At 51.7% G+C, this 19913-nt stretch carries 12 protein-coding genes and 1 riboswitch; of the genes, 1 reads left to right on the top strand and 11 read right to left on the bottom strand.

The genetic code is table 11. The features are described 5' to 3' along the window. Positions 1–16 precede the first annotated feature (16 nt). From KQJ23_RS05120 to KQJ23_RS05105, 4 genes are all read right to left on the bottom strand, one after another. The gene (locus KQJ23_RS05120; RefSeq protein ID WP_212938801.1) at positions 17–994 is read right to left on the bottom strand and encodes a DMT family transporter; all 978 of its coding nucleotides are present in this window, start codon (positions 992–994) and stop codon (positions 17–19) included. 124 nt (positions 995–1118) lie between these two features. After that, positions 1119–1275, bottom strand: a riboswitch (FMN riboswitch). Positions 1276–1467: 192 nt separating this feature from the next. Next, entirely contained in the window at positions 1468–2355 is an 888-nt protein-coding gene (locus KQJ23_RS05115; protein ID WP_249529507.1) for a MetQ/NlpA family ABC transporter substrate-binding protein, read from the bottom strand. Positions 2356–2402: 47 nt separating this feature from the next. Beyond that, a complete protein-coding gene (locus tag KQJ23_RS05110; protein WP_216477665.1) occupies positions 2403–3065 on the bottom strand; it encodes a methionine ABC transporter permease in 663 nt (220 codons plus the stop codon). Positions 3066–3075: 10 nt separating this feature from the next. After that, a complete protein-coding gene (locus tag KQJ23_RS05105; RefSeq protein ID WP_216477602.1) occupies positions 3076–3825 on the bottom strand; it encodes a methionine ABC transporter ATP-binding protein in 750 nt (249 codons plus the stop codon). A 251-nt stretch (positions 3826–4076) separates the two neighbouring features. On the opposite strand from KQJ23_RS05105, the gene KQJ23_RS05100 reads away from it, so the two are divergent. Further along, complete coding sequence (locus KQJ23_RS05100; RefSeq protein WP_216477601.1) at positions 4077–5066, top strand: hypothetical protein; 990 nt, start codon at positions 4077–4079, stop codon at positions 5064–5066. A gap of 210 nt (positions 5067–5276) precedes the next feature. On the opposite strand, the gene KQJ23_RS05095 is transcribed toward KQJ23_RS05100, so the two are convergent. The 7 genes from KQJ23_RS05095 to KQJ23_RS05065 all read right to left on the bottom strand — a co-directional run bounded on the left by KQJ23_RS05095 (position 5277) and on the right by KQJ23_RS05065 (position 19822). Further along, on the bottom strand, positions 5277–11648 hold the full coding sequence (locus KQJ23_RS05095; RefSeq protein ID WP_216477600.1) for an S-layer homology domain-containing protein: 6372 nt from the start codon (positions 11646–11648) through the stop codon (positions 5277–5279). A 231-nt stretch (positions 11649–11879) separates the two neighbouring features. Further along, positions 11880–12206: a YciI family protein gene (locus KQJ23_RS05090; RefSeq protein ID WP_216477599.1), complete on the bottom strand. Its 327-nt coding sequence runs from the start codon at positions 12204–12206 to the stop codon at positions 11880–11882. Between the two features lie 45 nt (positions 12207–12251). Beyond that, entirely contained in the window at positions 12252–14603 is a 2352-nt protein-coding gene (locus tag KQJ23_RS05085; protein WP_249529506.1) for a glycoside hydrolase family 65 protein, read from the bottom strand. A gap of 91 nt (positions 14604–14694) precedes the next feature. Further along, the gene (locus tag KQJ23_RS05080; protein WP_216477597.1) at positions 14695–15789 is read right to left on the bottom strand and encodes a carbohydrate ABC transporter permease; all 1095 of its coding nucleotides are present in this window, start codon (positions 15787–15789) and stop codon (positions 14695–14697) included. Further along, positions 15789–16883 carry a carbohydrate ABC transporter permease gene (locus KQJ23_RS05075; protein WP_216477664.1) on the bottom strand — a complete coding sequence of 365 codons (1095 nt, stop codon included), beginning with the start codon at positions 16881–16883 and terminating at the stop codon, positions 15789–15791. The genes KQJ23_RS05080 and KQJ23_RS05075 overlap by 1 nt, the downstream gene beginning before the upstream one ends. Before the next feature lie 138 nt (positions 16884–17021). Continuing rightward, positions 17022–18440: an ABC transporter substrate-binding protein gene (locus KQJ23_RS05070; protein ID WP_216477596.1), complete on the bottom strand. Its 1419-nt coding sequence runs from the start codon at positions 18438–18440 to the stop codon at positions 17022–17024. 368 nt (positions 18441–18808) lie between these two features. After that, on the bottom strand, positions 18809–19822 hold the full coding sequence (locus tag KQJ23_RS05065; protein ID WP_216477595.1) for a LacI family DNA-binding transcriptional regulator: 1014 nt from the start codon (positions 19820–19822) through the stop codon (positions 18809–18811). Positions 19823–19913 lie beyond the last annotated feature (91 nt).

The following is a 19913-nucleotide window of genomic DNA, read 5'->3' as shown; positions in this document are numbered from 1 at the left end:
TATTATGTTTGGGCAATCAGGACTGGACTGTCGCTGTCGCAGGCTTGCTTTGTCTGGAGATCATAAACAATACAGACCAGATCAACAGGAAGCCCACCGCTTGCGCCACAGTAATTCTTTCCTGAAATGCGAGCCAGTTCACAAGCACACCAACCATCGGGAAGCTTAATTCCGCAAGCGTAGCAACCGATGCTTTAGTCGTTGTCAGACCTTTATAATACACCAACAGGCTCAACAGTCCTGGCAATAATGCCTGGCCCAGCAGATTCAAGGAAAAGCCTGCAATTCCAGATGTACTGCTTGGAAAGCTCCATGCCACTCCTTCATTCCAAGTAATTGCGAGCAGCAGCGGAAGAGCCAAAATGAAGCGGAGTGCGGTCACGGTCTCATACTTCATCTGACCAACCATCAATCTCCCCATCACCGTCGAGCCGCCCCAAAACGCCGCAGCACCCAGCGATAACAGACTGCCGACTTGAATGAACTCGTTCCAATGGCCGAAAGGAATCGTAAAGCCGAATGTCAGAAAATATGTGCCGATAACGGCTACAGTGAGCAGAAACGAGAAATGCTTTGGCAGCGATTCCTTTAACAACAATCTGGCAAGAATGATTGCAAACAACGGCTGCATCTTCTGCAGCAGCAATACCGCGTTAAAATTGCCGCCCTCCAGCGCTTTCGTGAACAGAATCGTCGCAATGGCTGAACCGCCCCAGGAGATGAACAGCAGGGCACCCGCTTGCTTCCACTTCAAGCCCAGCAGCTCCCGACGGTTCTTCCACAGGATCGGTGCCGCAATAATTCCAATGATCGCATGCTCCAGCAGAACCAATTGGGCCGACGTAATATAATCTAGCAGAATGATCCGGAATAACGGATCTACACCCCAAAGGGCCGCCCCCAGCACGACCAGCCAGAATCCGCTCTTCGAACGCGAACCTGTTACGGTTAAAGGTGAACTTCCTTGCAGTCTTACACTTGATGCATTATCCATATTCCCTGCTCCTCTTTCTGAATATGGGGTCTGTCGCAGAAAACCCCCGAATTGACCTGAGTCAACATTCGGGGGCTGATCAAATAAGCATGGCAAAGCCCGCTAACGGGCATGCACGCCTATCTTTGATCTTCTCCCATCCGGACTTTACCGTCGGCTCTGGAATTTCACCAGATCAGTCGCCAATCTCATCGTTAGATAGACTGGAGAGTCGCGGGCTGTGCTATCCGCAGATAACAATCACCGCCGGTCAGGAATTTCACCTTACCCCGAAGATCCATATTCATTTAAATTTTTATCGTTTATAGGCTGATTTCATAGTACTGCGACATTTCGCGTTTCTCTGTAACAAAAATCACAAGTGCTGTGCATTTTGTTTCTGTCTTTTCATGAAAATGAAATCATGTTTACATTATATCATTTTCAAGGCAGAATGGAACCCTCTATTTCCATGAAACTGATGCCGGACCGCTCTATTCGAATGCCGGAATCGCGATTTCACTGTAATTATCCTCCAGGAATTGCTTCACTTCCGGTCCGGACAGACGCTCTGCGAGCTTGCGGATCGGCTCTGAATCCTTGTTATCTTCACGGGCAACAAGTGTAATCGCGAACTCGGATTCCGTCGTCTCCGTCAAGAGTGCATCCTTCTTGGGGGTCAGCCCTAATGGACTGGCATAGGCTGGTGTCATAAGCGCAATATCTGCATCGTCCAGCATTCTGGCCAACATCAGAAGATCGACCTCTTCAAATTTAAAGTTGTGTGGATTTTCGGTAACATCAGCAACGGTAGCTTTAATGCCAACCCCGTCCTTCAACTTAATGTATCCCGCCTTCTCCAGCATAACAAGCGACCGGCCCAAATTCGTGGAATCGTTGGCTACGGCAACTACCGCTCCATCCGGCAACTCGTCCATGCTCTTATAGCGCTTCGAGTAGACGCCGTAGATCGCGTGATAAACCGGCTGAATGGCCACCATGCTAGAGCCTTTGCTTGCATTGTATTCATTCATGTAGGGCACATGCTGGAAAAAGTTTGCATCCACTTCCTTGTTAGCCAAGGCATCATTGGGCTGAACATTATCAGACAGTACAACAAGCTCCAGATTGATGCCGTCCTCCTTAAGCAGCGGCTTGATTAATTCAAGCATATCCGTCATTGGCGGAATTAAAGTAGCTACTTTCAGGGTGACCTCCTGGTCTACTGCCGCGTTTTCTTTTGCTGCATTCGAGCTTGTGTCCGGTTCGGCCGCTCCTGAAGTATTATTCTTCGCACAACCGGCACTGAACAGCATCAGAACTACCATCAATGCCGCTATCCACCCCTTAGAGCCTCTTCTTGTTCCAGTATGTTTCATCATCAACATCCTCCCACCATTCTTTTATTTTCAAGCCTTTGGCTTGTTATTTATCGCTTATCCAGCCAGCGGGACAGCAGGCTCCCGAACAGCTGAATAAACTGAACGATCACAATCATGAGCAGAATAACCGCCAGCATCAGCTCCGTCTCAAAGCGCTGATAGCCATAGCGAATCGCAAAATCTCCAACACCGCCTCCGCCGACCACCCCCATTACCGTTGAGTAAGAGATGAAGCTGATCATGGAGTTGGTCAATCCCAGAATCAGACCGGACCGCGCTTCAACCAGCAGGAACTTGAACATGATCTGCAGACGCGTAGCCCCCATTGCCCGGGCGGCTTCCAATATGCCGCGGGGAACGTCATGCAGCGCTTGCTCCACCTGACGGGAATAAATCGCCAGCGATACAACGGCCAGCGGGACAGAAGCAGCAAGGGTACCGATCGCGGTGCCGACCAGCCACCTTGTTACCGGGATCATAAATACGACGAATAACAAAAAGGGAAAGGAGCGAATAATGTTTACAAAGCCGTTCAGTACTTGGTGCCAGAAACGGTTCTCGTACAGCTGTCCCTTTGCCGAGAAAAAGAGAAGAACACCCAAGGGCAAGCCCAGCAGAATTGCCGCAGTCAGGGAAATGCCTACCATAATGAACGTCTCCGCAATGGCCTCGGTAATCTGAGCCTGATATTGCGCGACCCGTTCCAGCATCAGCTCCACATCAATCACCCGGCATCACAGCCTTTCCAAGCAGCTGTTCTCTGTAGGACAACACGGTGCCTAGGCCCTGTGTTTGGGCTTGTTCCAACGGAAAGCTGTCGACAATTCTCCCCTGGTCCATCACAGTAACTTCATTACAGACAGCCCGAATGACCTCCATCTCATGGGTTACGATGACAATGGTAACACCGAGCGATTCATTAGCATGTTTGAGGACATTCAGAACCTCCATCGTCGTTGCCGGATCCAGAGAGGACGTAGGCTCGTCACATAAGAGCACGCGCGGACGAGGGGCAAGAGCACGCGCTATTGCTACACGCTGCTTTTGTCCGCCGCTCAGACTGGAAGGATACTCTTGTGCCTTGTCCTCCAGCCCAACGAACCGCAAACATTCCTGAATCCGCTCCGCTCTGGACTTTTTGGGCTCTCCGGCCATTTCCAGCGGAATCGCCACATTGCCGCTGACAGTTCGGTTATGCAGCAGATGAAATTGCTGAAATACCATACCCATCTGCCTGCGCAGGGAGCGAAGATCTGCTTCGGCCATCTGCATCAGATTTTGCCCATCAACAAGAACGGAGCCTCGATCCGGGCGTTCGAGGACATTCATAATGCGCAATAACGTGGATTTCCCCGCTCCGCTCGGTCCGATAATTCCGTGAATGCTTCCTTCCCGAATGTGTACCGAGACAGCTTCAACCGCCGAAGCTTCTCCTGAATAGCTTTTGCTAACCTCTTGCAGGGTAATCACGGTCTAACACCTCCAGTTCAGAAGCAGCCGACATCAATTCATTGTTGTATTAATACTTTTATCTATCTGTTACATTGTAATTTTCCTCATAAGTATAGATTATTAAACCATCTGTGTCACTATTTTTATTACATTTTTTATTGACCATTGGTTCTTATCCTTTATTTGGCGCGAAACCTTTTTCCCCTGATCCGCGTTTAGAGTATGCTAGAATGCTGTAATTCATTACATGAAGGAGGATTGAATCTATCATGATTTCAACCAACAAAAAAGCAATGCTCGCGGCCATGTCCGTGTGCTCTGTTCTCTTACTAAGCGCATGTACCAATAATTCCGTTGCCCCGAATTCCAATACGGGGGCCATTCAGGAGAATAGTCAAAACCAATCCGGACAGAATCAGAATTCTACGAATCCGGATAATAGCTCCAACTCAGACGGCGCAGCGGCTTCGGAACAGCTTGTCAGCGAGTTTCAAAGTTTGCTGGGACAGGAAGGCAAGCTTCCTGCGGCGTTTGATTTCCTCGACAAGCATGCTGATCAACTGAAGCCCGAACACGTCTCCCAGATGCTGTTGGCGCTGGAGGATGCTCAGATCGAAGGTCTTCAAAGCCTGTTAGACCGGTATTTCTCGGGCAACAATCAGGAACAGATTGCCGGGATCTATGAAATCGGCGATAGCCTGGAGGAGCTAATCAATAAAGCAAAGGATGCGGACTTGAAGGCCCTGCTTCAAGAAACGCTCGACAGCGGATATCAGTTGAACACGGCTGAAGGCATGTTCGGACCGGAGCTGGATTATCGCCGTACGGCACAATACAGTGATATAGCTACAGAGGATACAGCGGCTTATTTGAAGCTAAAGTCTGTCGAATCGGAGCAAGCTTCACAGCGTGATGCAGCCCTCGTCATTCCGTGGGAAGAGCTGCTTAAGCGGGCAATTGCTGCAGAGGATTTCCTTAACAACTATCCGGATTCCTCCAGCAAGGAAGACGTAGCCGCCATGTTCAGCAACTATAAGAACACCGTATTCCTAGGCGCCAACAACACCCCGTTGTTCGCTTACGAAAACAAGGTAATGGATGAAGAAGCTCGAAAAGCATATACGGATGCTGTCTCTGGCGATGCAGCAGTTGAAGGAACGCTTCTCGGCGATTTAAAGAAATTTATGGACGAAGCAGCCAAAGCGAATTACAAGCTCACTGATTCCTTGGAGCAATTTAGAGACCAGCTAATTAAATAATTTAAGTAATCAGCTGGATGAATGTAATAAAGCAGCCCGGGGCCTTGGATCCGGGCTGCTTTATTACTGCTTTTTGGCACTTGTTTACTCCACCATTCTGCTCCTTCACGGTATTTTAATGCCTTTTGTCACTTGTTTCCCCTCAAAAAAGAACCGCGTGCATGATTAGCTGCACACGGTTCTGTAAGTCTATCCTCGACAATTGCAATCCTATGGATTCATTAGCTGTCCCCATACGAGCAAGCGGGCTACCAGCACAGCCGCTTCCGCGCGGCTGCTCTGTTCAGCCGGAGCAAAAGTGCCGTTGCTGCGCCCCTGCATCATCCCGGCTCCGAGCATGCTCCGGATCGCTTCCTGCGACCAGCCGTGGACCTGACCGGCATCACTGAACGCTTCGAGCGAAGCATCCGTCTTCTGCTCCCCGCTTTCGCTCAGCAATGTCATTGCCCGATAAGCAATGACTCCCATTTCTTCGCGGGTGATCGCCGCTTGGGGACGGTAGCTTCCATCCGTGTAGCCCTGCAGCAGCCCCAGCTTGGCAGCCTGCATCACCGGATCATGGAACCAGTCATCCCGTCCTACATCGGTGAATACCGGAGCCAAGCTGTCGCCCTCCTCGGCATCCTGATGCACGCCAAGCGCCCGAAGCAGCATGGCGGCGAACTCTGAGCGGGTTACCGGCCGATCGGCCGCGAAACGCTCTTCCGATATCCCGTTCACGATCATTCGGGAAGCCAGCTTCTCAATATCCTTTCGGGCCCAATGGCCCGCCAGATCGATAAAGCTCTTTGGATGATCGGCCACGGTAAAGATTCCGTTCTCAGCCGTTTTCAAGACCGCCGTGAAGCTGCCATCGCTATTTTGGCGGAACAGAGCTGGAACATACCTCAGCTCGCCCGTTACCGTATCAAAGCGCAGTGCCACCGCACGATCCGGATTCCAAGGTCCTTCCAGCGCAAGAGTCCGCTCGACCCGTACCGGCAACCGCGACAGCTCCTTCACTATCTCCCCTTGCACGACGCTAACTGTAAATTTCACGGCAGGTATTGACTGGCCCATTCCAAGCCCGGCTGCCTTTTCATTCAAAATACTCTGCACCGTGTCTTGCACAGGTAAAATGCCGAACTCAATACGCGCCTGACTCCCGTCAGTGATTCCTGCCTGAAGAAGAACCTGCTCCACCAGCTTGAGCGGGAAAGTAAAACTTCCTTTGGTGAGCGGGTCACTCAACAAAATCGAAGCATCTGGGTGCCGTGAAGCTTCCTCCGATAACAGCTTCAAGCTAAAGGCCGCTACCCCATTGTCTCCAACAGAAATCTCAACCATTGAGCTTCCCGTTGCCAGCCCCTGCGTCAGCTTGCTATCATTCGTATCCGTGCTTCCTTCCCCTTGAGAGCTGCCATTCTGTGATGTGCCACTATTATTTGCATTACCGTTGCCACCGCCTTCTCCCGGCGTTCCCGGATCCACAACAGGCTTCTTCACCGAGGCGAAGCCTTTGTTCTGTTCAAGGAAGCTGAAGGCTTCAGCAGGATTCGATATCATACTTACCCTGTCTCCACGGACGATTACGTTATCCACGGTGGCAGAGCCCTTCAAATTCGCTGTAACATCGATGCCGTTCGTTCCAGTCCCGTCAATAACCAGATTTTGCAGATGAACCTGGTTCATGGCATAATCGCCGTGCAGAATCAACCCGGCGTAGGTGCTATCCTTCGCCACATTATTGCGAACTATGATGTTGCCGTTCATGTTGCTCTCCCCGGCGTACAGCCACAATGCCCCCAGACTGACACTGTAGCCAGTATCGTAGCTGCCCGCACGAAGCATCGTGTTGCGTTCAACAATCGTAGTGCCTTCAAACGGTTCCGCACTGAAACGTGTAGAGACAGCAATGCCTGCACCATTCGTTACGGTATCCATTACCACGTTATCCTGGATTTTGTTGTCCTTGCCTCCAAACACCACAATATTGTCAGCCAGCCATGGCAGGCTCACGGTGTTGAAGCGCGCCGTGTTATTTACACTCGGTGTGCGTTCATCCCCGTTTACATCCTTCAGCTTCGCATCCGTGAAGGACCACATGGCGATCCCGTCATCCCCCGGATAGCGGATATCGCTATGCTCCATCATGCTGTTGCTTGTGCCAACCGCAAAATTAATGCCGTCCGCCATTAAATTGCGGATGCGCAGTCCCATCATGTACAACCCGTTGGTCCGCGCTCTTTCTCCAATAGGCTGGGTCAGCCAGAGACCGGCCTTTGTATGCTCGATCCATACATGCTGAAGAATCGATCCTTGACCGTAAGCTCCATGAAATGCATTGGTAAAGGCCTCATCATCACGTTCGTTAATGCCGCCGTCAATCAACAGATCATAAACTTCAATTCTGCCGCCATGTCCATAGAATTTGGCTCCATTCAAGCGGGTATGCCACATTCCGGCACCCCGGATGACGGCCGAGTCCAGGCCCAGCAGATCATCACCGAAATCAAAGCTCCCCTCTGGAAACCATATTCCTTTTCCGCTTAGCATCGCTTCTGCGAGCGCTGCCCTGAAGGCGTCTGTATCATCGATGCCATCGTTCGGCACCGCCCCGAATTCCGTTACAGACAGGAAGCCATCAGGCATGTCGTACGCCGATTCAACCTGCTCCAGATCTACAAGGTCGATCACATAATACGCTGCATTATCCCCATTATCCTTTTGCAGACGAATGACAGAGCCAGCCGGAACCTCGCCGATTCGTGCATGAATTTCATCATAGAAACGATGTCCGCTGCCCTGCCTTGGATCATTGGACCACGGGTAGCTGCCGTATTCCCAAGCATATTTTGAGGTCAGCTCCAAACGCTGCTTAAATTGTCCATTCACATAGAGAGATAACGTCTCCTCTAACCCGCTTCCATCAGCACTGTCAGGGATCGAATACCGAAGGACGAGTGAATTCGCCTGTTCAGCCGCTTCGAATTCCACATAATCCCCAATATCCGAAAGCTTAACCGCTTGGCGGCCAGAGGCCTCCGAAGCCATAGACCGGTATTTCCGGGAAGGTCCGATCAGCTCGGCATTACTCTTTCCATGCTCGGCCTCATAGGTGATATACGGAGTAGTTGCTCCACGATAGTCTTTATTGACACTATTCTTTACCATCAATGAAGCAACTCCGGACTTCACAAGTGCATCGCCTTCTCCTTCCAAGGACACGCTGTTCATCCCGGCGCGCAGACTCAGCCTCACCTCCGCCGTTCTCCATCCGGAGGTCTCACCAGAAACCAGCAGTTCGCCCGCATCCAAGCCGTTCACTTGGAGCTGGAGGTGCTGCTCTGCCCCGGAGAGATTGCGGTAGCGAATCACCGCATCGTACGGCTGCGCCTCGGCCGCATGTACGGCGAACCGGATTACCTCGCCACCTCGGAACGCTTCGTCCGCAGGATAGGTTACATCTGAACTAAGCTTCGTAAAACTCCATAACACTTCGTCATAATCAGCTTCACTATTACTATAGGACGGACCTGCCACACTTGTTCCCGCAGACAAATAACCTGATGCCGAGGCATTCTCAAGTGTGTAGAAGCCGCCCCTAGTCTCAACAGTCCATTGCGTTCCCAACGATCCCGCCTGAGAAGCAAGGGCTGGCTGGAGCTGCCCACTCAAAGTCAGATAACGGCCTGTGGTCGTGTTCTTCAGTAAATGCCGTCCGTTAAAATCCTGCATCAGCCAGCTCTTTGCGGCTGCCGTATCCCCAGCGTCTGCATACACCAATCGTCCAGCCTGATCAGCCAGTACTTTATCAGGCTTTGTCTTCAAGGAAATATAAATTTCGTTCGTATCATTCTGAATGGGGGTCGAGGTGTTCAAATTGCGCTCCTCTGCCATGGGTGGTGTGATGAAATCCTGCGGAGCTGCTTCCAGCGACCACTGCACCGTCCCATAGGATGTCGGAAGCAATCCGCGCTCCGCATAACCGAGATGATTCTCCAAATGAATATACTCATCGTTATAACTGCTGCTAGCACTTCGAATGGTCACATTCTTTCCATCATCCGAGCGCTCGACCAACCAGTCAGACCTCCCCTGATCCGCAGGATGATCCAACACGCTCTCCAGGAACATGTAGTCCTCATTCAAAGTCAGATCATGTCCGGTAGCCCGATTCCGGATCTGCTGGACACCGCCCTCTTCTGTTATCACCCAGTGGGAATACCCGTTGTTGTCCGCAAGCGAGCCGTACATGACGACGCCTCCCGGATTTTCATAGAGATAGGAATTCTCGACTGCGCTCTTGATTCTTACCGGCGTATTCGGAATCGGCTGTTCAGGAAGGGTTACAGACTCTGCCATCCACTGGGCCTCCGGACGATTCGATGCCCCTTCGGCACGGCTGACCTTCAGGAGCGCCTGGCCGTTCTCGTCCGTAACCGCATATAAGTAGTGCCCGGTCCAGCCGCTCTTAAGGGTTACATTCCCATTGTCCGCCTTCGGATCTATAACCCATTTAATACTGCCCCACACCTCGTATACTTCGCTCCGGGTCTCCACCGGCAGCATCGGCTCATCCTCGCTCTCCACCTGCTGATCCGCCAGGTTCTGGATGGACAGGAATCTGCCGCTGCCTTGGTTCTTAAGCATATAGGCACTGCTTCCCGCCGGCTGCTGCAAATACCAAATAGAATAAGCATCATCGATGGGTCCGTATGTCGCATCCGTAACCGAATTCTCATTCTCAGCATCTCTTAGGTACAAGCCCGGGAAGTCCTTCAACTGAAAACGGAAGTATGGACTTGCTTGCTCTGTCACGGGCAGGAATCTCCACTGCGGGCTGCCCCAATTCGGATTAATCACGCTATACTCAGCATACTTTGTCAGATTTTGCAGAGATAAGAATTTCGTGAACGGCTCACCTGGTACTTTATCCGTAGCATTGCTGAGCAGATAAGTGTTTCCGCCCAGATTTTTGCCGCTCCAGATGTATGCCTGCGGAGCCTGTTCGGGATCGCTCAGGGCTGTAACCTGAATATGCCCGTCCGGCATATCAGCAATATTCATGTAGTTTCCGGTCTCGCGGTTCTGGAGCAGCTTTCTCCCCTGATGCTTAATGACCAGCCACTGATCCCGCTTATCCTCCTTGCGGAGATTTCCATATTTCAAAGTGCTGTCCATATTTTCGTACAGATAGAAAGGCTGCCAAGCGTTTTGAATCCGGATATACCGCTCTCCTTCACCTGCCGGCAAGGAGGGATCAATAAGCTCCCATTGAGCTTCCAGGCTTTCGGCATCCGTTCCTGCTCTCACTTGCCCCCCCGATGTTCCGATCGCTATATATCTCCCCTGACTGGCAGTACTGCCGATCGTCTTGTAGTCATCGTAGGCATCTGAATCCGTGAACGACCATTCATAAGCAGTCGATGCTGCAAGCAGCGATTCTGCAAGCAGGCTGTCGCCCTCAAGCTTCAGATAATGGCCTGTCCCTGCGTTCCGGATTCGCTTGCTGAAATCATAATCCTCGATAATCCAGAGGTAATCGGGATCGGACCCGCTGCTGCCGATACCTCCATGCTTTACTTGACCCTGATCCTCATACAGATAATCTGTAGCGGTCGCCTCATCCGTGTAAGCTCCGATTCGAACCGAAGGCAACTCTTCTAAATAAGGCTCGACCTTCCAAAGGGCATTTACCCCGTCAGCTCCGCCAGCCCAGTCATTTGACCGGACATTGTCATCCTCGAATTGAGGATTCATCCAGTTGCCCGGCAATCCGACATTCTGAAATACAACGTACTCCGGAGTAGCGGCATCTGCCATCTGCCACAGGCTTAGTGCCCGGTTGTCGGCATCGGGTTCTCCAGCAGCGATCCCCTCATAAGTGGTCTCATTTTGCAAAATAACGTGTCCCGTGGCCTGATTGCGGATCTGCAATTGACCGTTTCCGTCATCCTCCAGAAACCAGTGGGACTGCGGATCGCCGGCTGCGATCACTCCATGCTTGACCCGTCCCTCCTCTTCATAAATAACATGCCCTGGCCGCATCAGGCTTTCGATTCGTACAGGCGACTCATCAAGCGAAATAAACGCCCACTGCGGACTCTCGAAGGTGATGTTGATATCCGCGCTTACTTCCGCGAACCCAAGCTGATCCTCTTCGTGAATGACCAGATTGCCGCTCGGCACGGTAGCGCTGCGGATAATCAAATAACCGCTTCGATTGGAAAGATCAATGAACCATTTCTCCGCATCGGTATCCGCTTGTGAAGATGTCATGAGCGGCTGATTGCGCTCCGGGGTGCGCGCTGCCGTGATGTAATTTCCCGTCTTGCTGTTTCTTATCACCGACTTCCCGTTCTCGGTGACCACCGTCCAATGGGCCGATTCATCCTGCGGGTTGGTCATGCCGTACCTGACGGTCCCGTTCGAGGCTTCGTACAGATAGTTGTTCTTCCATTTGTTCTTGATCAATACCTTCCCTGCGGGAATGTCAGCGGCTCCGCTTCCTGAGGAAGCTGCCGCCGGATAGACGGGCAATATCCCGCATAAAAGCAACAGGGATAAGAGCCCGGCGATCAGCGTTTTGCAACGTTTCATTTGGCGACCTCCTTGTCTGAATGGATTACCTTCTCATCTTAGAATAGAAGCGCTTACATTCCGGTGTGTATTTTTATCGAAACAAGGTGTTATTGTATCTTTTCCTCTGCAGCGTCCATTGGTTAACCTATTTTTCTGCCTATTTTTCTGCAAAAAAAGAACCGCACCCGATGGCGGATGAGCTCCGTCCCGGATACAGTTCTTTATGATGCAACAACTCATTGTAATCATTTAACCCATGCCCATGTGACCATTGGATGCCGTCGATAGCTCCCAGGTCCTCAGCTCATAAGACTCCGTTCCGGATGAGACGTAAGGATCGGCTTCGGCAATCGCCTTGGCTTCATCATACGCAACCCCCTTAAGAATGACCATCCCGCCCCGATAGTCGGCAAACGGGCCGCACAGTTCAAGCTTGCCCTGATCATCCAACTGCTTTAGGTGCTCCACATGAGCCCGGATTAACGCCTCCGACATTTGTTTACCGGTATTCAAGGTTAGTAAAATCACGTAGCGAATATCTTCTTCTCGCGTCTTGTACAAGATTCCCGCCTCCATTATGCCTCCTGAAAAGGTAGCTATATACAGGCATTATAGCGCATTTCAAGTTAAGCGCACACCTCGTTCAGGCAGGATTTCCACCTCTTGTCCACCGTGCCGGATTCTCAGTGCCTCCCCTTCAACCAAGGAATAGGCAACTTCCTCATGGCTGATAAAGACCTCAAGCATTCTTCCCTCCTTGGCCACCCGAAAGCGAAGACTGTTCCAATTGGCAGGAAGCGTAGGCGAAAAGGACAAGACGCCGTCCCCATACATCCGCATCCCTCCGAACCCCTGGACCACTGCCATCCATGCCCCGGCCATTGCGGCCGTATGCAACCCGTCCTTCGCGTTTCTGTTCACATCGTCCAGGTCCATCCTTACCGTCCGGCGGAAATACCGGTACGCCTCCTCCGTCTCGCCGATTTCGGAAGCAACAATGCTGTGGATGCAAGGCGACAAAGAGGAATCATGCGTTGTAAGCGGCTCATAATATTGATAATTCCGTACCTTCTCCTCCATTGTGAAGCGGTCTCCAAGCAGGAAGAGAGCCATGACGAGATCCGCCTGCTTCAGTACCTGATGCCTATAGATCACAAGCGGGTGGTAATGCAGCAGCAGCGGATAGTTGTCCTCCGGCGTGCCTTCAAAGTCCCATTTTTTCTTCAGCAGGAACGTATCGTCCTGGGCATAAACAGCAAGCCCCTCGTCCTTCGGCACGTACATCGATTCCCCGGCCCGCTTCCATTCTGCAATCTCAGACTCCAAGAGTCCGATCTTGCGCTTCAGCCGCTCATAATGATCCGGATAGCTTGAACGCAGCAGTTCTGCGGTTCGGCAAGCAAAACGCAGCTGTTCCTGCACCATGAGATTGGTATAGGCATTGTTATTGACAATCGCCGTATATTCATCCGGTCCTGTTACCGCATCAATGCAGAACGCACCGCCGCGCGCCGGATTGTAATGTCCAAGGTCAACCCAAAACCGGGAAGTCTCGAACAGGATTTCCGCCCCCATCGCCGCAAGAAAGGCCTCATCGCCGGTTGCCAGCACATATTGCTGCAGACCGTAGCAAATATCAGCATTAATATGGACCTGAGCCGTTCCGGCAGGAAAATAGGCCGAATTCTCTTCGCCTGCTATCGTCCGCCAAGGGTACAGCGCGCCTCTCTGTGACATGACGGCAGCCCGCTCTCTAGCCTTATCCAGCGTCCTGTAGCGAAACTCCAGCAGCTTTCTTCCAATCTCCGGCAGCGTATATGTGAAGAACGGCAGGGTATACATTTCCGTATCCCAAAAATAATGTCCTTCATAGCCCTCGCCGGTCAGACCTTTTGCCGCGATATTCGTCATCCCGTCCCGCCCGGTGGACTGCAGCAGGCCAAAGGCATTGAAGCGTACGCCTTGCTGCATTTCCGGGTCTCCGCCGATTTCTATATCCGCTTTCCCCCAGAAGTAGTCGAGCGCCTGCCGCTGCTCCCCCGCCAAGGAGCCGAAGCCGCCTTGGCGGGCGGACTCCAGCATTTCCCGGCTAAGTTTGAGCAATTCTTCCTCGGGATAGTCCCGCGAGGTATGGTAAGCTATGAATTTCGTCAGCTTGCCGGATTGCCCGGCTTCCAGGCGAAAGTCCAACCGAATCCCAAGCTGGCCCGCATCGCTATATTGAACAGGAACTTCACCTCCCGGAACCTCCAAGGAATGGCTCATCGCGGTAACCAGTGCAAACCGTGTCCGCCGGGTACGATGCCTCATCCAATACATTAGCCCGTCTTCCCGGAAGCCGCTGTCCTCAAGCAGCAAGCTCGGCTCGCTCCGCCGCGCGCCTACCCGAGGATCAGACGAACCCTCCGGACCGGCAACTACAGGATTCATCAGGGATATCCAGGATAACTCCCCTGAAAAATTAAGCGCCGTTACCTCATATTCCATGGCTGCCAAATGCTTATGCTCCAGCGAGACCAGTCTTCGGGTTGTGATGCCAACCTGATGCCCGGCAGGTGACTCCCACTTTATATGCCGGCAGAGCATCCCGCTGCGCATATCGAGAATCCGTTCCGATTTCAGCACAATGCCGGTATGCAGATGAAAAAGCTCTCCCTCTACTAGCAGAAGAATCGCCTTGGCGTCAGGTACGTTCAGCATGGCATGGTTCTGGTCCGGATATCCATAAGCCCCCTCCGGATACACGATGGGTTCCGTATCATAGAAACCGTTCAGATAATTTCCTATAACGGAGGAGCCTGCCGTACCACGGTAACCTTCCTCCAAATTGCCCCGCATCCCGATATAACCATTCCCCAAGGCAAACAAGCTTTCGTTCTTCTGATGATCCTCTTCCTGATGTCCCGTCTCCCGGATACACCACTCATCGCGATACAGCGGTTCCTGACCAGAAGCATATATTCTAGTATTCAAGCTCATGTTCATTTTCAACTCCGTCTCCGGTGGTACGGGCAGCAATCTCTGCCCGGCACCTCTCTGTATATTACGGTTACCAGATGAATCGTCACCCCTTGACCGAGCCGCCCATCAACCCTCGAACAAAATATTTTTGCAGAAGGAAGAATATCGCCAGCGGCATTAGCATGGAAATGAACGCTGCCGAGGTCAGGAGATGCCAGTCATTGCCCCGTGAGCCGACAAGGTCGGCAATCTTCATGGACATGACCTGCACATCCGGCCGGTTCCCAATAAAGATCAGCGAGACAAGGTAATCATTCCACACCCACAGGAACTGGAAAATGCCGATGGACGCCAGCGCAGGCACCGATAAAGGCAAGATCAGCCTGGAGAAGATCGTGAAATGGCTGGCTCCGTCAATGAACGCCGACTCAAACAGATCCTTCGGCAGTTGGCTAATGAAGTTGTACATGAAATAGGTCACTAGCGGCAGACCGAAGGCGGTGTGAGCAAGCCAGATGCCCAAATAACTCCCGTTCAGCCCCAATGCCGTGTAATCCTTAAGCACCGGAATCAGCGCTACCTGCAGCGGAATGACCAGCATTGCGATAATAATCGCAAAGATCGTCTTCCTCCCCGGGAAACGAAGCCATGCGAAGGCGTAAGCTGCAAATGAAGCGATCAAAACCGGAATCACTGTCGCAGGCACCGCAATCGTGAGCGTATTCCAGAACGCCTGGGACAATCCGCTGCCGCGCTGCACCGTCTCGCTGCCGTCTGCCGCCTTGAGCCGGTATTCCTTGCCGGACAGCACGTTTTTGTAATTATCCAGCGTCAAGGCCGGATTGAACTGCCAGCCCTGCTCCATTACGCTTAACGTTCGAGCCCGGCGGTTCTCCCACATCAGCCGTTCGCCATCGACCATGACGCCGGACTTCAGTTGCTCGTCCGTGAAGGTTTTTCCGCCGACTTCAATGGGCTCCCTAAGATCCAGATCCTCCGATAGCTGTACCGTCTCTCCAGACTTCACCCAGGACTGATGAGGAAACACCTTCCACCATCCGGTACTGAGGATATCTGCCGCCGGGCGGAAGGAGGAAATGAACAAGCCGAGCGTCGGAACAAGCCAGATCAGGCAAATGAAGCCAAGCACCAGATTGACAAGCAGCTTGCTGGACTTTCTCTTTTTGCGGCCGACCATCAGAATCCCCCCTGCTTGCGAAATTGGCGCAAATTGATGATGATTACGGGAATGACCGCGATAAGCAGGACAATCGCCAAGGTTGATCCGTAGCCAAAGTTACGGTACATGAAGAACTGGCGGTAGAACTGCGTGGCTACGACCTCGGTGTCGTATTGGCCTCCGGTCATGACCATGACGACATCAAAGATTTTCAGTGTAAATACGATAATTGTCGTCGTTACCGTCAGTATTGTACCGGAAATATAAGGAATCATGATGCGGAAGAAAATCTTGATCTCTCCTGCTCCGTCCACCCGGGCAGCCTCTAGAATATCCTCGGGTACGCCCTTGATCGCTGCAGAAAAGATCACCATCGCAAAGCCCGTCTGCATCCAGATGAGAATCAGAATGAGGAACAGATTATTCCACGGTTGAAGCATACTCGTCCATGCCTGCGGCTCTCCGCCGAAAAAGGTAACGATTGCGTTCAACAAGCCGATTTGCTCATTCCCCGGCTGATAATAATACACGAACTTCCATATAACCCCTGCAGCAACGAAGGAGATGGCCATCGGCATGAAAATAATCGATTTCGCCAGCTTTTCAAAGCTGCTTCGATCCGCAAGAATGGCAATCAACAGACCAAGGGTAACGCAGGCAAGAGTGCCTATGAACACCCATAGAAGGTTGTTCCGCAGTGCAATTCCCATCAGTCTGTCGCTAAAGATCGCGGCATAATTGTCCAGACCGACAAATTGGTCCGAAGCCGCATTGAAGAAGCTCAAATAGAGCGTGCGAAGCGCAGGCATGAATACCAGCCAGCCCAAGAGCAGTATTGCCGGGCCGATAAATATGATTGGCAGTACCTTGCGCCGGACCCGGTCCGGATACTGCTCGGCTGCCCAGTTCAGAGAATAATAAATCTCGTACACGCCCAGCACGCCCCACAGGACCGCGAGGAATGCGGTCACCAGCGGATTCAATCCCGAATCGCGGAAAAATAAAAAGATGGCTCCATGGACCACGATGTTGACGAGAATGACGAGCAAGGAAATCAGAACTGCCTTAACCGGGACATTCCGCTCGGACGGTCCGGACGAAGGAGCCTTCATCGGTGCGGCCGGCGTCGTCTGTGAACTCATGTCTTACTCCTCCTTGGGCTACTGGCTGCCACAGCCATAGCCGAAAATGAAGAAGGCGGCGCCTGCCGAACCTATCCTTGGCAAGGCGCCATCCTTCCTGAATTCATTCTAATTGCTCCAGCCGGATTGAATCTGCTCCATGGCTTGGTCTAGGGTTGCGGCCCCGCTCACATAGTCGGTCATTCCTTTCCAGAACGTGCCTGCGCCGACTTTACCCGGCATCAGATCGGAGCCGTCGAAGCGAAGTGTAGAAGCCTCTTGCACAAGCTTCGCCATCCGGCGGTCAGACTCGGAGCTGTACCAGTCCAGAGGGGCATCGTTCATCGGCGCGATCACGCCGCCCGACTGCACCCAGCTCTTAATGGATTCCCCGGTAGTAAAGAACTCCATGACTGCGCGAACCTCAGGCCGATCATTAAACATGGCGTAAATATCGCCCGCCACTAATACCGGCTTGCCATATTGCTCGTCGATCGGCGGCATGTAGAACCAGTCGTAATCCTCATCTACCTTCGTCCCTTCAGGGAAGAAGCTTGTAATAAAGTTCGCCTGGCGATGGAGCCATGCCTTCGGCGGATTGTCGAACATCGGAGCGGGAGCATCGCCGAACGGAGTCGTTACGATCGATTTGGTCCCGCCGTACACATAGTCCGGATTCATCCAGATCTCTGACATTTTTTCCACAGCGTGCTTGACTTCCGGGGATGTGAACGGCAGTTCTCCGCTTACCCATTTATCATAGTTTTCAGGAGTTGTCGTACGAAGCATGATATCCTCGACCCAGTCCGTTGCAGGCCATCCTGTTGCTGCTCCGCTTTCAATTCCAATCACCCAAGCCGGATCGCCATCCTTAGCAATTTGCTCGGTGAGGTCCATCAACTGCTCCCATGTCTCCGGAACTTGATATCCTGCTTCTTCAAACTGCTTCTTCGGATACCAGACGAGACTCTTCACATTACTCCGGTTCCAAATACCGGCCATAATCTGACCGTCCTTGCCTTCCATCGTCGCCATGTCCAGCCAGCTCTGGTTATAGTTCGATTTCAGCTTCTCCTGATCCAGAATCGGTGTCAGATCGATCACCTTGCCGGTCTTCGCAATCGAAGCGAGCAGGCCGGGCTGCGGAAAATCGGCGATATCCGGCGCATTGCCGCCATCAACGCGAATGTTGATCGTTGCTTCAAATTCCTTGGAGCCTTCATATTGAATATCGATACCCGTTTTCTCCTCAAATTCCTTAATGCTCGTCTCGAAGTTTACCTGGTCCGCATCTACGAACGGTCCGAACATGGTCACCTTCGTTCCCTTGTATTCGCCTTTAAACGCCAGCTCTAGCGGGGAACCGCCCTGGTCTCCTGCAGCATCATTTCCATCCGTACTATTATTGGATCCGGCATTGTTGCTTGGCGCCGGGACTGGAGGTTCATTATTAGCGGCTTTATTGCCCCCGCAGGCGCTAAGCAGCATGGTTATCGACAGGCAAAGAATCAGAAGAAGTGAATAATTCCGCTTATTAGCTTTTCTCATCTCGTTACATCCCCTTTAATTGTTTTCACTGCCAAAATCGGTTCATGCATGTGATTTTGCGCTTCAACATCCTGTTCTTTCTTATCCGCCTTTGGTTCGGATCACCTCCTTGCAAAGCTTTTCAAAATTTTATGTTGCATGTTGCGAATGCGAGTAAAGGTAGGCTTCGTTGGGTAAGGGTCCGGTTGGGTGTGTCATCCCTAAAGAATGATGGAATTAGGCTAGACAATCTTATTGCTGCAGAGTTGCTTGCGTTTAACACGAGGTAGTCTGAAAAATTTTTATAGTATATCTATTAAAATGTATGCGCTTGCAACATTGATACCTTGATTGTGAAAAGCTTTTCAAAATGAGACAGTGAAAGTGAGCTAGCTCACCGTCCCTGCTGATTCCCTAATAATCAGTTTATGCAGCAGCTTCTCCCTCATGATCTCCGTTTGGCCAGTTGTGATCAGCTCATGCAGTTTCTCGGCAGAACGGTATCCGAGTTCAAAGGTAGGCTGGGCAATCGTCGTCAGCTTGGGAATATAAATTCCGGCCATCCGGATATTGTCGAAGCCGATAACTGACACCTGTTCCGGGACGGACACCCCCTGATCCTTCAGATAAGAGATCGTCCCCATAGCAAATTCATCGGCAACGCAAAAGACGGCTGTGGTATCGGGATACTCCATAAAGAGCTCATGAGCGGCTTCGTAGGCATGCTCGAAATAATGAGCGGCATGCTTAACTCTGCCCAAGAGGCTTGAGGCATCAATTCCCCCGTCGGAGAGTGCGCGCAAATAGCCTTTAAGCCGCGGCGGTCCGGAGACGGAGTTGACATCGTTGAAGCCCATCATCGCGATTTTCTGATGACCGAGCCCGATTAGATATTTAACGGCATCATAGGCCGCAGCTTCATCATCCACCTCAATCGACGGAATCTCGAACTCATCACTATGGGAGGACAGCATCACTACGGGAATTCGATAGGCTGACAACTTATCATAATATTCGGGGGACATTCTATCGCTAGCGAACACGATACCGTCCACCTGCTTCTCATGAAACGTATCGATGTACGATAGCAGACGTGCCGAATCCCGGTCGGTATTGCAGATCATCAGGCTGTAACCCAGCTTGTTGCAAGCTTCCTGCATTCCGCGAATGATACCTGCATAATACATGTTCTCAATATCGGGAATAAGCAGGCCTAGCGTGAAGGACTTTCGGTATATCAACCCGCGTGCAAAAGAATTAGGCTGGTACGACAGCTGCTCCACAGCCTCCAGTACCTTCCGGCGCTTACTTTCTATCACGCTCTGAGGCGAGTTCATTACTCTGGACACTGTGCTGATGGATACACCTGCTAGCTTAGCTACATCCCGTATGGTTGCTTTCATCTTGTATTCATCCTTTTCATTTTGAAAAGCTTTTCAAAAGCATTGTAGCAAAAATAACCCCCGGATACAATCCCTATTTTGAAACGCTTAC

The organism is Paenibacillus brevis (genome assembly GCF_018919145.1).
In the GTDB taxonomy this organism is placed as follows: domain Bacteria; phylum Bacillota; class Bacilli; order Paenibacillales; family Paenibacillaceae; genus Fontibacillus; species Fontibacillus brevis.
The sequence above is the reverse complement of the archived record's forward strand: the minus strand, read 5'-3'. Positions and strand labels throughout refer to the sequence as shown.

Excerpts from the sequence above, each read along its gene's own strand:
- KQJ23_RS05120 (WP_212938801.1), bottom strand. The coding sequence starts at position 994 with ATGGATAATGCATCAAGTGTAAGACTGCAAGGAAGTTCACCTTTAACC.
- KQJ23_RS05115 (WP_249529507.1), bottom strand. The coding sequence starts at position 2,355 with ATGATGAAACATACTGGAACAAGAAGAGGCTCTAAGGGGTGGATAGCG.
- KQJ23_RS05110 (WP_216477665.1), bottom strand. The coding sequence starts at position 3,065 with ATGCTGGAACGGGTCGCGCAATATCAGGCTCAGATTACCGAGGCCATT.
- KQJ23_RS05100 (WP_216477601.1), top strand. The coding sequence starts at position 4,077 with ATGATTTCAACCAACAAAAAAGCAATGCTCGCGGCCATGTCCGTGTGC.
- KQJ23_RS05095 (WP_216477600.1), bottom strand. The coding sequence starts at position 11,648 with ATGAAACGTTGCAAAACGCTGATCGCCGGGCTCTTATCCCTGTTGCTT.
- KQJ23_RS05090 (WP_216477599.1), bottom strand. The coding sequence starts at position 12,206 with ATGGAGGCGGGAATCTTGTACAAGACGCGAGAAGAAGATATTCGCTAC.
- KQJ23_RS05080 (WP_216477597.1), bottom strand. The coding sequence starts at position 15,789 with ATGGTCGGCCGCAAAAAGAGAAAGTCCAGCAAGCTGCTTGTCAATCTG.
- KQJ23_RS05075 (WP_216477664.1), bottom strand. The coding sequence starts at position 16,883 with ATGAAGGCTCCTTCGTCCGGACCGTCCGAGCGGAATGTCCCGGTTAAG.
- KQJ23_RS05070 (WP_216477596.1), bottom strand. The coding sequence starts at position 18,440 with ATGAGAAAAGCTAATAAGCGGAATTATTCACTTCTTCTGATTCTTTGC.
- KQJ23_RS05065 (WP_216477595.1), bottom strand. The coding sequence starts at position 19,822 with ATGAAAGCAACCATACGGGATGTAGCTAAGCTAGCAGGTGTATCCATC.